The sequence below is a fragment of the Mucilaginibacter ginsenosidivorax genome (assembly GCF_007971525.1).
Classification (GTDB): domain Bacteria; phylum Bacteroidota; class Bacteroidia; order Sphingobacteriales; family Sphingobacteriaceae; genus Mucilaginibacter; species Mucilaginibacter ginsenosidivorax.
This window is the reverse complement of sequence record NZ_CP042437.1, coordinates 6,482,496-6,496,363: the sequence shown is the minus strand read 5'-3', so window position 1 is coordinate 6,496,363 and position 13,868 is coordinate 6,482,496. Positions and strand designations below refer to the sequence as shown.

Genomic DNA, 13,868 nt, shown 5'->3' with positions numbered 1-13,868 from the left:
ATGAGTTAAAAAATGCAAAATTATCAAAAACGCTACCGATTAGGTTAATTATTATGCATTTACAGTTAAAATAAGGTATTTGTTGAAAAAAATTATAAAATTTTCACAAAATCATGGTGATTTTTGTAAAAATAATTTAAATTCGCCTTGTTAATTGGCGAGATTAATACAAAAACTATAAATAGAACCCCAACTTTACAAATTAATTAAAAAATGGCAACTAAACTCGAGTACATTTGGCTTGATGGGTACAAACCAACACAAAGCCTGCGTAGCAAAACAAAAATCGTTAAAGATTTCAGCGGTAAAGTAGAAGATCTGGATAACTGGAGCTTTGACGGCTCATCAACTGAACAAGCACCAGGTGGTTCATCAGATTGTATCTTAAAACCAGTTTTTGTATGCCCGGATCCACAAAGAAAAAGCGCTTACCTTGTTATGTGCGAAGTTTTAGATTCAACAGGTAAACCTCATGAGTCAAACGGCCGTGCACTTATACAGGATGATGATAATGATTTCTGGTTTGGTTTTGAGCAGGAATATTTTTTATGGGATCCTAAAACCAACAAACCACTTGGTTTCCCGGCTGGTGGCTACCCAGGCCCGCAAGGCCCATATTATTGCTCTGTAGGTGCAAACAACGCTTACGGTCGCGAAATTGTTGAAGAGCACTTAGATGTATGTTTAGAAGCAGGCTTAAATGTTGAAGGTATCAATGCCGAAGTAGCAGCAGGTCAGTGGGAATTCCAGATCTTCGCTAAAGGCGCTAAAGAAGCTGGTGACCAAATCTGGGTTGCCCGTTATTTATTAGAAAGAATTGGCGAAAGCTATGGCGTATCTATCAACTGGCATTGCAAACCGCTTGGTCAATTAGACTGGAACGGTTCTGGTATGCACGCTAACTTCTCAAACACAACTTTACGTACTGCAAACAGCAAAGCTACTTTCGAAGCTATCTGCGAGTCATTCCGTCCGGCTGTTTCTGAGTGTATTGCTGTATACGGTGCCGATAACGATCAACGCTTAACCGGTAAACACGAAACTGCTTCAATCACCGACTTTAGCTATGGTGTATCAGATCGCGGTGCTTCTATCCGTATCCCACTTTATGCAGTTGAGCACAACTGGAGTGGTTACTTAGAAGATCGTCGCCCTAACTCGGCTGCAGATCCTTACAAAGTAGCTGCTGTAATTATCAAAACTGTAAAAACAGCGAAAGTTTAATTCCCCGCATATTATATTAAAGTCCCCTGGTTTGAAAAGATCAGGGGACTTTTTTTTGCGTGTTTATTGTTTTTTGGGGCCGATGTAGCGAATATAATCTCCGCCAGGCACTTCTGGTAAATTATCGGTTGGCCAGTTATAAATATACACCCAACAAACAACCGGACCTTGTTCAGTATCAATTTCAATCAATTGGCGGGTATATTCATGTGGTTTTGCCTCCTGGGCACCAATACCCTCGTACTCATCAATTACCGGTAGTATTTTTTCGGCATCATCCATCAGGTAAATGCTGCCATAAACATACCTGCCCGTTATGGCATCAATGGTAGCACCCGGATAATGGCCAACATCGTAAAGTATGCCGCCAAATTTGCCCCCTCCTATTAATGTGCAATGCTGCTGCAGGTATTGCGCGTATGTATTACCCTGCTCAAGCAACGTACCATAAACAAAAAGGTATTGGTTAATTGTAATCATTATATAAACTACCGTAAACAAAGGTAACAGCAAAAACGTATGAATACTTGTAAACACCAGGGGCATTTTTTTATGTTTACATCGTAATGGCTATCTTGCTTAATTTGAAACCAGCCTTATACTTACACCATGAATACCGAACAGATAAAAACTTACATAGAAGAAAATAACATCCAGAAAATAAAATTTGCCTTTGCCGATATTGATGGCGTTTTGCGCGGGAAGGTAATTCACCCCAAAAAATTCATTGAAGGCTTGCAAAGCGGTTATGGTTTTTGCGATGTAGTTTTTGGATGGGATAGTAATGACGTTTGTTATGATAATGTGAAAATTACAGGCTGGCATACCGGTTACCCCGATAAGCTTTGCCGTATTGATTTGAATACGTTGCGTAACGTACCCTGGCAGGATAACATCCCCTTCTTTTTGGCCGATTACAGCAACCCAAACGGCACAGCCCTGCCCGCATGTCCCCGCAGCCTGTTAAAAAAAGTAGTTAAAGAATGCCAGGACATGGGCTATCACGCCGAGTTTGCCCAGGAATTTGAATGGTTCAATTTCAGGGAAACACCGCAATCTATTAATGATAAAGGCTTTACCAATATCAATACCCTTACACCAGGGATGTTTGGGTACTCCATACTCCGTACATCGCAAAACAGCGATTTTTATTACGACCTGTTTAACTTGCTTACTCAATTTAACATACCCATAGAAGGCTTACATACCGAAACCGGTCCCGGCGTTTACGAAGCCGCCATAGCTCATGACGAAGTTTTGGCTGCCGCCGATAAAGCGGTATTATTTAAAACCGCCGTTAAAGAGATTGCTTACAAACACGGCATCATGGCTTCATTTATGGCCAAATGGAACGAAGACCTGCCTGGTTGCAGCGGCCATATCCACCAAAGCTTATGGAACAAAGATAAAAGTGATAACTTGTTTTACAACGGCGACGATGTTAACAAGATGAGCGATTTGCATAAGCATTACCTTGCAGGTCAGCTATATTGCATGCCGCACCTGTTACCAATGTATGCCCCCACTATTAACAGCTATAAACGCCTTGTTGAAGGGGCCTGGGCGCCAACTACCATAACCTGGGGGCTTGACAACCGGACCACCGCCCTGCGTGTTATTAATACCACACCGGGCTACACCCGGTTAGAGACCCGTATACCAGGTTCAGATACTAACCCATATTTGGCCATTGCAGCGGCATTGGCTTCGGGCTTATACGGTATTAAACACAAATTGCCCTTAACTATAGCACCCACAGTTGGTAACGGTTACGAAGATAAACGCAACGGCATACTGGCCAAAAACTTGTTTGACGCTGCAACGGATATGCAAAACTCGCCACTGGCCAAAGAGCTTTTTGGCGAAGGCTTTGTTGAGCATTTTACCCAAACCCGCCTGTGGGAGCATCGTCAATACGCCAAACATGTTACCGATTGGGAGCTAAAAAGGTATTTTGAGGTGATATAGGTGGTTGTCTGAACCGAAATTAAACGAATTTATAGAATTAACAGAATGCCGGGGTACTTTTCAGAATTCTGCTAATTCTTCAATTCCACAAATTCCGGGTTCAGACAAAGAACCCATTTATCCCATCACCGACAAAACATTACACAAATCATATTCTTATTCCATTTAATTATCTAATCTTTGTAGCCTAAATTATGTAAATGGACTTTTCTTTAATTGTTAAAAAAGCATGGGAAGGGTATGACGCGTCCAAAACGATTAAACTTATCGAGGACATTAGCGCCATGGTATCTACCAACCATGTGTACCGTATTACTTTTGATGACGACGATATCATTATAGCCAAACTATCCTATTTTGGTAAGTTTGAGCATTTTAAAGAGGATCACCGTATCATCCAAACCTTAGCCAATAACCTGCTTTACCCTTTTGAAAATTTGCTTGCCCGATCGTTACTTAAAAATAACAGGGTATATATCTATCATTATAAACATGCCAAAACAGATGCATGGGTTGTGTTTTATAACCCAACCCGCATATTAAACCGCCTGCCCCGGCGCCTGGAAGACAGCCATATTAAAAAGCTTGGCCAGCAAGTGGGTAAGTTTCATAAAGCTTGTTCAAGGGTTAAAAATGTACTGCCAAAATCGTCAAAAACGTTGCGTACTGATATTTCGTCGTTGATGCATCAGCTGGAAACCAACGAAAAACAGTTCGGCACCGCCATGCAGGCCGATTTTTTGAAGTACCATTGCGAAACCTTCATGAAAAACCGGTCGAAATACAATATGAGCTCTTTCGAGATCATCCCGGTATTTATCGACTGGAATATCGGTAACTTCTCGGTAACACCAAGTCTTGAATTATATTCCCGCTGGGATTATGACTGGTTCAGGATGAGTTATCGCGTGCTTGATTTTTACTTTTTTAGCCGGGTGGTATCGGATATTGGCGACCGTACGGTATTCAGTTATGTGATTAACACCATGATGGAAGACAGGTTTATCTTATTCCTGAAAGAATACCATAAAGTTAACCCGCTTACTGCCGACGAAATAAGATTTATGAAAGAAGCATACCGTTTTTTTATCCTGAACTATGTAATTAAGGATGGTAAACACTTTTTTAGCGAGCAATATGCCCAAAAACTGCAAACTGAAGCATTTAATGTTTATTTACCATCGGTAGACAGGGATTTTGATGCCGAAAAAATCATAGAGGCGCTCAAATTAAAATAGGCTTTCAGTTAATATTTGAGCATATTGCAGCTTATTAAAGCAAATAGCAGGTATGAACAGGATAGACAACTTTAAATCTATAATAGACAGGTACAAAGTTGTTTTTTTTGACGCTTTTGGGGTACTAAAAAACTATAAAGGGCTGCTGCCGGGCATCGAAAACACGTTTGCCTACCTTGATCAGCAAAAGAAGGATTACTACATTGTTACCAACGATGCATCGCGCAGCCCTGCACAACTGGCAGAATCATATAACAACAAAGGCCTGCTTGCCATAACTCCGGATAAGATCATCTCGTCGGGCATGCTTACTAAAGAGTATCTTGACCTGAAAGTGAATGATGGTATTGTGGCATACCTGGGCACGCCGGATTCGGCGCATTATATAGATAGCTCCGGGCTGCACACCCTGCCCGTAAGCCAGATAAATGCCTCGAATATTGATAAAGTAAATGCCCTGGTATTTTTAGATGATGAAGGTTTTGATTGGTTTGAAGATTTAAACAAAGCCGTAAATATACTTCGCAAACGCACCATCCCCGCAATTGTTGCCAACACCGACCATGCTTATCCGCTTAGCAAACACGATGTATCGATAGCCATTGGCGGGATTGCCCACATGATTGAAAAAATTGTGGGCAAGGAGTTTATTCGTTTTGGCAAACCCGATTCACAGATGTTTATGTTTGCTTACGATTTGCTGCGCGACCAGGGGCCAATCAGCAAAAAAGACATTGTAATGGTTGGCGATACCCTGCAAACCGACATTTTGGGTGGCAATAAGTTTGGCCTCGATACCGTACTGGTATTATCAGGCAACACCCAGGCAGTTGATGCCGAAAACCGTATAAATGCAACCGGTATTGTTCCTACTTACGTTTGCGATTCTGCAGTTATTGAGCATGGAGAGTTAGCATTTTAGGTTTTACTATCCTGTGCAAAGCGCACGAAGCAAAAAAATGCGGGCTTTCAATCAGCAACCGCCCGTTTGGAGATACCCGGATGCTATTAAGTTATAACTTAAGGAATTAAGACCAATTTAATATCGAACACCCAATGCCCAATTTCGAATGATGAAGGAAAAACTTGGGTGTTGGATATTCGAAATTCAGTGTTCGATATTATTTCTCACTTTCTGTTTCTCTTAACTTAATAGCGTTGGAGATACCCGGATGCGGCCCTGCACATCTGTAATTAATAAAATGAGCTACCGCTATCAATAGCCCGCCGGTCGGTACAATGATACCTTCCATTCGTCCGCTCAAAAAAACATGCCCCAGTATAATAATTGCAAAGCCTGTTACCAATAAAATTACCGGCAGTGGTCGCCTGTGGATGCGCAGGTAAGATAAACCTATCGAGTATAAGCCAATCATCAGCGCAAAAACAATCATCCCCCACTCTACCAGTGGCAACGCCAAAAAGCCCAGGCCAATAAGCGGCAGGCTTGTAAATATAAGCGGCACCGCCGCGCAATGAATCGCGCATAAGGTAGATGCTGTTATACCAATCCTATCTATCCGTGCCGTAGTTTTATAATGAGCCATGCCACAAATATAAAACTAATGCAACAACATTGCATTTAAATTTACATTATATTTGGCAATAATTTTAACATTTATGTAACATATTATTAATAACCGCGTCAATAATTACCTTTGCAAATCATTTCCCTGATAAAATTTTGACCCAGATTACGCTATATAGAATAAAACTTAACTGGCAAACCGCGTTTAACACAAGCTTAAAACGGGTAAGGCTTATTATTGGCACCATGCTTATTGTGGCGATAATTAATACAATGCCTTCGTTTTTTAAGGCTATTGAACAAAGGCATGGCGTAGTGCTGCAGGACTGGGTACTGGCAAATTTGCCGGCACTTGATGTATCGATACCAATTTTTGCAATAATATGGGGTATGGGTATCCTCATGATAGTCAGGACGCTTTACAAACCGGATTTGGGCATCACTTACCTTTGGACTATCATTTTTGTATGTATAGCCCGTTTTATAACATTAACCCTGGTAAAACTCGACCCGCCGGCAGGGCTTGTACCGTTGATTGATCCGCTTACCGGCTACTTTTACGGGCATGCTTCAATCACTAAAGACCTTTTCTTTTCGGGCCACACATCAACCCTGTTTTTAATTTACTTAAATCTCGAACGTAAAAACGATAAACGCATTGCACTCGCCGCCACTATCATTTTAATGTTCCTGCTGCTCATTCAGCATATTCACTATACCATGGATGTATTGGCCGCCCCGGTTATTGTTTATTGCTGTCATCGTTTTACCAAAGCATTAGGTTTTAAATAACCGGAGAATCATCACAGCTTTATTTTTTCGGATCTATGACGGCTGGTGTGGGTAGTAAAAATTTGATAGACACTAATTCACACAAATTAAAGCGAATTTCACAAATCTAATGCTGTGCAAAACAGAATAGAAATTATCTTTATTTGTTGGTAAACAGTACAAATTTACCTGCTTCTTTTTATACTTCAAAACCGCTATTTATTCATACACAAACAGGCTAAAAAAGGGTAATTAATTTGAACTTTTTGGCAACAAATGCGCTATTTATTGATACAAAAAGCATATTTATTCACACAAAATAAAATGAAGTTTTTTTAGCAAAGTTCAAAAAAGCAGGCTAACTTTCAGAAAACCGCCAATGCAACTTTAATGCATTATCTTTTATTTATTTCAGATACCGCGGTCATTAACCAGGTGCATAGTATCCTTCAAATCGTGGTAAAGTTTTTTGAAAATCACGAAGGACCTGTTATACAATTCATGATTTTGCTGGTTAGGAATTATAGTGGTTTCATTGTTCACATGGATTAGCTCGTCATAACTTTGGGGATGCATTACCTGCATGGCAAGATAAACAGCGCCTACAGCAGATGCGTCTTCGGGCTGCAGCACTACCAGTTTTTTACCGGTAATATCGGCCAGTACCTGTGTCCAGGTGCCCGAACTTACAAAACCACCACTTATATTAACCTGTATAATAGCAACCGAGGCATCCTCCACGGTTTTAAGCACATCATACAAAGCAAAACAAACCCCTTCAAGCGCAGCCCTTAAAAAATGGGCCTGGTTATGGGCCGGTTTAATATTTAAGTAAGCACCGCTGGTTTTGGTATCCCAAAGCGGTGCCCGCTCACCGTATAAATAGGGTAAAAACAAAAGGCCGTCGCTGCCGGCCGGTACTGTTTCAATAGTGTTAAATAAAGCATCATAATCGGCACCGGTTAGGTTCTCTTTTTGTAAAAAATTTTTCAGCAGCCAGTTTATGGCAATCCCGCCGTTATTTACAGCTCCGCCGCATACATAAGTATTTTGGTTAAGCAGGTAGTTAAATGTCATGCCCTGAAAATTATAAACCGGTACCGGACTGGTAATGCGTACCGCCCCACTTGTACCAATAGTGAGGGCCGCTACACCTGGCCCCGTAGTATGGCTGCCCAGGTTTGCGCAGCAGCCATCGCTTGCACCTATAATAAATTTGGTATCATTTGGTACGCCCAGCAAGTTTGCAGTTACGGCGTCAAGGTTATCCCTGTAATAGGTGGTATTTACCGGCTCCGATAATCTATCGGCAGTTATACCGGCCAGCTGGCAGACCTCATTGCTCCATTGTAATTTTAAAATATCAAAAAGCCCTGTTGCCGAGGCGATAGAATAATCAACCTGGAAAGCATTAAACAGTTTAAACCAGATAAACTCTTTTATCGATATAAAAAGATCTGCCTGTACAAACAGGCCGGGCTTATTTGCTTTCAGCCAAATAAGCTTGCATAAGGGCGACATGGCATGAATTGGTGTACCTGTTATGCGGTATATCTCCTCCCCCGTTGGTGAATTCCTTAAATCCTGGGCTATATTTTCGGCACGCGCATCAGCCCAGGTAATCATGGGTGCTAATGGCGTACCTGTTTTATCAACAGGGATAATACTATGCATGGCGCTGCTAAAACTAAGCGCCTGCGGTGCGCGACCTATTTCAACAACTATTTGCTGCACGCATTTTACAAAAGCATCCCAGATAATCAACGGGTTCTGTTCGCTATAACCGGGTTCGGGAATATCAATACCGTAATGCTGCTGGGTTACACCCAAAGCCTTGCCGGTTAAACCAACAGCTACTGCCTTTGTGCTGCCGGTACCAATATCAATACCTAATATATATTCCTGCATCATGTATCAGCCAAAATAGGATTTATCTTTGGGATGGCGGAAATAAAAGATAGCATTGCTTAAATATCATAAATTTGTCCTAATTTTTCAATTTATGGCATACAATTCTTCTATTGTGAATAACTGGACCGGAATTTTAAAGACATTCGGCTTCTTCATCATACTCGGATTGGTGTTTATAATTACGAAGGTTATTCAAAGCAATCATTATAATGATGTAATGAGAAATTCGATTGTTGTTGATGGAAAAATAACAGATTTACACCGCACCAAGGGTGGCGAAATATTGAAAGTTGAATTACCATTTAATGGAAAAAAAATATCGTCTACTTGCGAATCTTCAATAAATGACAGTTTAGAGGTTGGCGATAGCATAAGACTTCGCGTTTCGATATATAATCCTACCGATTATACTGAGTACGTCAGTCGGACAAAAAGCAGATAGCGCAAAAAATTAATGAATTATAATCCACCCCAACTCCGCACCATTAAGGTGATCCGCTACGTTACGCCATTACGTGAGGGCGGATCGCTGCCGGCTATTGCCGAAGGCGACGACGAGTTTTTATATGTACTTAAATTCCGCGGGGCCGGCCAGGGTGTAAAGGCGCTGATAGCCGAGCTTATTGGCGGCGAGATAGCCCGCCTGCTGGGCCTTAAAGTGCCCGAACTGGTGTTTGCCAATCTTGATGAAGCCTTCGGCCGTTCTGAGGCCGACGAAGAGATACAGGACCTGCTCAAATTCAGCGTCGGTCTTAATCTTGCTTTGCACTACTTATCGGGCGCTATCACGTACGACCCGGTTGTTAACACTTTGGATGCTAAACTGGCATCCAAAATAGTTTGGCTTGATTGCCTGCTAACAAATGTCGACCGTACCCCGCGCAACACCAACATGCTGATGTGGCACAAGGAACTTTGGCTTATTGACCATGGCGCAGCCCTCTATTTTCACCACTCGTGGCATAACTGGCAGGAATCGGCAAAACGGCCCTTTGTGCAGGTAAAAGACCATGTGCTGCTTCCGCAAGCATCTGAATTGGATGAGGTGGATGCCGAATTTAAATCTATTTTAACACCCGAACGCATTTACAACATTGTCAATTTAATCCCTGATGACTGGCTTACCGATGAATCAGGAAACGGAACACCAGCCGAGCGCAGGGAGGTTTACGCTCAATTTTTATTAACCCGTATTGCATCATCAGCAATATTTGTAACCGAAGCTAAAAATGCCCGATCAGCTATTTGAGTACGCCGTAGTACGCGTTGTACCCAGGGTAGAGCGCGAGGAATTTGTAAATATTGGCGTGATACTTTATTGCCCCAAACAGAAGTTTTTAAAAGCAATAGTATCAATAGATGAAGCCCGGATAGCGGCTTTTGCACCCGGTCTGGATATAGATTGCCTTAAAGATAACGTTAAATCGTTTGAAAAAATAGCCCATGGCGCTCCCGATGCCGGCCCAATTGCCAAGCTGGATATAGCTTCGCGTTTTAGATGGCTTACTGCCACACGTAGCACCGTGGTGCAATCATCAAAGGTGCATCCGGGTTTGTGCAAAGATGCAGAATTGACTTTAAGGCGGTTATTTATTCAGTTGGTTGGTTAAAATTGCCTAAATACAGTCAAAAATCAGTGGCGAATACCTACTGAAACAAATATGTAAAAAAGGATGGGCTCCACTAATTTTAATTGGTAAAACCCGGCAGGCTTTTTAGTGTTTTAAATATCGAATTAAGCAAAAACAAAATAAAACAAACTGATTATCAGTTAGTTAATTAAATTTTACATATCTTTTGGTGTACCATTGATGCACCTTTGAATACCTTTTGAGCACCTTGCCAACACCTTTAAAACACCTCCCGATACCCACCGGTGCACCCGTATATTCTTTACGCGCTTTTTGCGTGTGTATTGAATAAACCGGCTCTATACTCGTTGTATGGGTTGTTCGATTTCAATTAGCTTATACATAACTCTTGCTAAGGGCCATAGGCCCGGCACATATTATAGCCACGGGTTTCAACCGGTGGATGATTGGCCAAAGCACAACAAAAGTGCCATCGGCACGGCACATATTGGGGTGTAAATCCAGGTATTTTCAATTTGTTCAAACGATATATACCCGTTAATAATATGGGTCGAACCTACGGCTCTCAATCGTTTTCTTCGTTTTTTTCCACGGGTTAAAACCCGTGGCTACAAGATTGGCCGAGGCTACGCCTCTAAGTCGTGTTGAACAAGATACGATGTGTCAACAAAATATGTCTTTAGAAACTGATTGACAACCACGTCGATGTTACCCATGCAAAGCGTCATAAAACCAAGAAAACGACCGACCGGGACGTTTACCCGGCAACAAAAATCATTATATTAACAAACCATTTTCAATAAAAACTTTAGAAACCACGAGCTATCTGTTATGGATATAGCCACGGCTATCCGACAAAATCGGGCAGTAAAGTTTTACCTTTTACCTGCGGATCGCTCATTATTTAGCGGTAACCTTATCTTTTACCACAACCCATGGATAGCTAAACGTGTAATCGCCTGATCCCAGCTGTATTGTTGTGCCGTTTGCATCGTTACTGGCACCTGCCAGCGGCTTACCATCCTGTTTTACGTCTTCGGCATGTGCCTGTGGCAGTGTTAGCCCGGCTGTGGTATTGGCGGGGATTTTAACATGGATGCGCATGGTACCGTCTTTAACTTCCCACTCAGAAAGTAGCTGACCATACATGGTTTCAAACGTTGCTTTGGCAAAGGTAAATTTGGAACTGGGTTCGGGTTTCAGCAGAATATATTTGTAGCCTGGTTTACCAATTTGCAGGCCGGTAACATGCTGGTACATCCAATCGCCAACGGCGCCGTATGAGTAGTGATTAAAAGAGTTCATGCCTTTATCCTGGAAAGTACTGTCGGTTTTAATACCGTCCCAACGTTCCCAAATGGTTGTTGCACCCATTTTTACAGGATATAGCCACGATGGATAAGTTTTTTGCAATAACAGGTCATAAGCCACATTGGTATAGCCATTTTGCGATAATACCTGACACAGGTAAGGTGTACCTAAAAAACCGGTTGAAAGATGATTGTTCCGGCTGCGTACATCCTCAACCAGGTAAGCTGCGGCCCTGCTTTTTAAACTATCGGGCACCAGGTTAAACTTCAACGCAAGTACGTAACCGGTTTGCGAATCGGCAAAAATACGCCCTGTGGGGGTCATATAATTATGGATGAATGCCTTTTTCACACCTTCAAACACATCATTGTATTTTTTCTCGTCGGCAGTGTTGCCTATAGCACCCGCGGCCTGGCTAAGCAGTTTTGCCGAATACGCATAAAAAGCCGTAGCAATCATATCGGGGTTGGTATAACCATTTGGCTCCGAAAAATCATAGATGCCCGGGCGGTAAAACAACCAATCGCCAAAAACACTGCCCCCGCGCCAAATGTAGCTATCCCCTGCTTTGTTGATGATCTTATCAACGTAAGCCTTCATGCTGGGATATTGGGTTTGCAAAATGCGTTTATCGGCATAAACCTGGTACATCGTCCACGGAACAATAACAGCCACATCGCCCCAGCCCGCCGATGTGGCGCGGTTGGTTTGTAAAACATCGGGCACCACAAAAGGTACTCCACCATCCGGAAACTGGTCGGCTGCTACATCCTTCATCCATTTGGCAAAAAAAGGACCTACGTTCATATTAAATGCCGCCGTGCGCGAAAAAACCTGTGCGTCGCCTGTCCAGCCCAATCGTTCATCGCGCTGCGGGCAATCTGTAGGGATATCTAAAAAATTACCTTTTTGCCCCCATTGAATATTGTGTTGTAGCTTGTTAATCATGGTATCTGAACATGTAAACTGCCCGGTAACAGCCATATCCGAGTGTATTACAACAGCTGTAAAATTCTCAGGCTTAATCTCGCCCGGAAAACCCTCTACAGCAATATACCTGAAACCCATAAAAGTAAAGTGCGGCTCAAATGTTTCCACGCCATCGCCCTTCAGGGTATAATTAATGGTTGCGGTGGCATTCCGCAGGTTGGCTGTGTAAAACTCACCAAATTTATCCAGCACTTCGGCATGCCTTATGGTAACGGTTTTTCCGGCCGGCCCACTCACCTTCATTCTTATCCAGCCCGTCATATCCTGGCCAAAATCAATAATTTGGGTTCCTTTCGGGCTTTTAAAAATCGCTATGGGCTTCAGTTCGGCAATTTGGTGTACCGGCACACTTTGTACCCCAACCAATGTGTTTTTTGTGATGTTGTTGGCTACATCAACCGGCAACCAGGCTGCATCGTTAAACCCTTTCTTATTCCAGCCTGTCATCTCTTTACGGGCATCATAATTTTCACCATCGTAAATGCCGTTAAGTGTTACCGGCCCGTTTTGGGTACCTTTCCATGAGCCATCTGAGTTTATGTTTTCTGTAGTGCCGTCGGCATAGGTAATTTGTAACTGGCATAACAGGGCAAGGTTTTTACCCCAGAAACCCCAGTTGTTCATATAAGCCAGCGTGCCTTTAAACCAGCCGTCGCCAATCATGGCGCCAATCACGTTATCGCCGGGCTGCAGCATAGTGGTAACATCATAAACCTGGTATTGCAGGCGTTTTTTATACTCCGTCCAGCCGGGTGTAAGCACCTGGTTACCTATTTTGCCGCCGTTGAGGTATAGCTCATACACACCGTGGGCGGTAGCATAAACCCGGGCCGATACCACTTTTTTAGTTGCCGAAAATTGCTTGCGTAACATTACCGCAGGCATTTTGCGCGAGCTGTCCTGTTTGGGTTGCACCCAACTGGCCGTCCAGTCGGTGGTGTTAAACAAACCTGTTTCAAAGTAAGCAGGTTTGCTCCAGGCAGATGTATTGCCGTGGTTATCCAATAGTTTTACCCGCCAATAGTAGCGTGTTGCCGATTTTAGCGCAACGCCACTATAAGTAACAAACACGGATGAATCGGACGCAACCTTGCCCGTATTCCAAACGGTTTTGGAGGACGAAAAGGAAGCATCAGTAGCAACAACAATAGTATACGCCTGCTGTAAAGTATTTCGTTGCGTGGTATTAATTTTCCAGCTCAGGCGGGGATGGCTCATATCAATGCCAACCGGATTGGTTAAATACTCGGCCGTCAGGCTTTCGGCGACTGGTTTTTGCGCCAGGCAAACTGCCGGCAAAACAGCGAATAAAAAAAGTAAAATATGTTTCATGGT

General features: G+C 42.7%; 11 protein-coding genes. 7 read left to right on the top strand and 4 right to left on the bottom strand.

The window, feature by feature from the left end:
* Positions 1-213 precede the first annotated feature (213 nt).
* A complete protein-coding gene (locus FSB76_RS27030; RefSeq protein WP_090649735.1) occupies positions 214-1,224 on the top strand; it encodes a glutamine synthetase beta-grasp domain-containing protein in 1,011 nt (336 codons plus the stop codon).
* A 63-nt stretch (positions 1,225-1,287) separates the two neighbouring features.
* Here the strand turns inward: FSB76_RS27030 and FSB76_RS27025 are convergent, their stop codons facing one another.
* The gene (locus tag FSB76_RS27025) at positions 1,288-1,704 is read right to left on the bottom strand and encodes a gamma-glutamylcyclotransferase family protein (protein WP_158642995.1); all 417 of its coding nucleotides are present in this window, start codon (positions 1,702-1,704) and stop codon (positions 1,288-1,290) included.
* Positions 1,705-1,833: 129 nt separating this feature from the next.
* On the opposite strand from FSB76_RS27025, the gene FSB76_RS27020 reads away from it, so the two are divergent.
* The 3 genes from FSB76_RS27020 (at position 1,834) to FSB76_RS27010 (ending at position 5,352) form a co-directional block, all read left to right on the top strand.
* The gene (locus FSB76_RS27020) at positions 1,834-3,192 is read left to right on the top strand and encodes a glutamine synthetase family protein (protein WP_147059007.1); all 1,359 of its coding nucleotides are present in this window, start codon (positions 1,834-1,836) and stop codon (positions 3,190-3,192) included.
* Positions 3,193-3,392: 200 nt separating this feature from the next.
* Positions 3,393-4,430, top strand: coding sequence for a hypothetical protein (locus FSB76_RS27015; protein ID WP_147059005.1), 1,038 nt, complete (start codon positions 3,393-3,395; stop codon positions 4,428-4,430).
* 52 nt (positions 4,431-4,482) lie between these two features.
* Complete coding sequence (locus FSB76_RS27010) at positions 4,483-5,352, top strand: HAD-IIA family hydrolase (RefSeq protein WP_147059003.1); 870 nt, start codon at positions 4,483-4,485, stop codon at positions 5,350-5,352.
* A gap of 199 nt (positions 5,353-5,551) precedes the next feature.
* Here FSB76_RS27010 and FSB76_RS27005 read toward each other — a convergent pair whose 3' ends face one another.
* Positions 5,552-5,977 carry a MerC domain-containing protein gene (locus FSB76_RS27005; RefSeq protein WP_147059001.1) on the bottom strand — a complete coding sequence of 142 codons (426 nt, stop codon included), beginning with the start codon at positions 5,975-5,977 and terminating at the stop codon, positions 5,552-5,554.
* A gap of 137 nt (positions 5,978-6,114) precedes the next feature.
* Between FSB76_RS27005 and FSB76_RS27000 the strand changes: the two genes are divergently transcribed.
* Positions 6,115-6,750 (top strand): sphingomyelin synthase family protein, encoded by a 636-nt coding sequence (locus FSB76_RS27000; protein ID WP_225976326.1) that lies wholly within the window; start codon positions 6,115-6,117, stop codon positions 6,748-6,750.
* A gap of 390 nt (positions 6,751-7,140) precedes the next feature.
* Here FSB76_RS27000 and FSB76_RS26995 read toward each other — a convergent pair whose 3' ends face one another.
* Positions 7,141-8,640 (bottom strand): gluconokinase, encoded by a 1,500-nt coding sequence (locus FSB76_RS26995; protein ID WP_225976325.1) that lies wholly within the window; start codon positions 8,638-8,640, stop codon positions 7,141-7,143.
* Positions 8,641-9,094: 454 nt separating this feature from the next.
* On the opposite strand from FSB76_RS26995, the gene FSB76_RS26990 reads away from it, so the two are divergent.
* Positions 9,095-9,889 carry a HipA family kinase gene (locus tag FSB76_RS26990; protein ID WP_147058999.1) on the top strand — a complete coding sequence of 265 codons (795 nt, stop codon included), beginning with the start codon at positions 9,095-9,097 and terminating at the stop codon, positions 9,887-9,889.
* Positions 9,870-10,250: a DUF3037 domain-containing protein gene (locus tag FSB76_RS26985; protein WP_147058997.1), complete on the top strand. Its 381-nt coding sequence runs from the start codon at positions 9,870-9,872 to the stop codon at positions 10,248-10,250. The genes FSB76_RS26990 and FSB76_RS26985 overlap by 20 nt, the downstream gene beginning before the upstream one ends.
* A gap of 882 nt (positions 10,251-11,132) precedes the next feature.
* Here the strand turns inward: FSB76_RS26985 and FSB76_RS26980 are convergent.
* Positions 11,133-13,865: a glycoside hydrolase family 78 protein gene (locus tag FSB76_RS26980; RefSeq protein ID WP_147058995.1), complete on the bottom strand. Its 2,733-nt coding sequence runs from the start codon at positions 13,863-13,865 to the stop codon at positions 11,133-11,135.
* Between the last annotated feature and the right edge of the window lie 3 nt (positions 13,866-13,868).

What these genes read in the sequence shown, in the direction of transcription:
- FSB76_RS27025 (WP_158642995.1), bottom strand. Translation starts at nt 1,704, where the DNA reads ATGATTACAATTAACCAATACCTTTTTGTTTATGGTACGTTGCTTGAG.
- FSB76_RS27005 (WP_147059001.1), bottom strand. Translation starts at nt 5,977, where the DNA reads ATGGCTCATTATAAAACTACGGCACGGATAGATAGGATTGGTATAACA.
- FSB76_RS27020 (WP_147059007.1), top strand. Translation starts at nt 1,834, where the DNA reads ATGAATACCGAACAGATAAAAACTTACATAGAAGAAAATAACATCCAG.
- FSB76_RS26980 (WP_147058995.1), bottom strand. Translation starts at nt 13,865, where the DNA reads ATGAAACATATTTTACTTTTTTTATTCGCTGTTTTGCCGGCAGTTTGC.
- FSB76_RS27015 (WP_147059005.1), top strand. Translation starts at nt 3,393, where the DNA reads ATGGACTTTTCTTTAATTGTTAAAAAAGCATGGGAAGGGTATGACGCG.
- FSB76_RS27030 (WP_090649735.1), top strand. Translation starts at nt 214, where the DNA reads ATGGCAACTAAACTCGAGTACATTTGGCTTGATGGGTACAAACCAACA.
- FSB76_RS26995 (WP_225976325.1), bottom strand. Translation starts at nt 8,640, where the DNA reads ATGATGCAGGAATATATATTAGGTATTGATATTGGTACCGGCAGCACA.
- FSB76_RS27010 (WP_147059003.1), top strand. Translation starts at nt 4,483, where the DNA reads ATGAACAGGATAGACAACTTTAAATCTATAATAGACAGGTACAAAGTT.
- FSB76_RS26990 (WP_147058999.1), top strand. Translation starts at nt 9,095, where the DNA reads ATGAATTATAATCCACCCCAACTCCGCACCATTAAGGTGATCCGCTAC.
- FSB76_RS26985 (WP_147058997.1), top strand. Translation starts at nt 9,870, where the DNA reads ATGCCCGATCAGCTATTTGAGTACGCCGTAGTACGCGTTGTACCCAGG.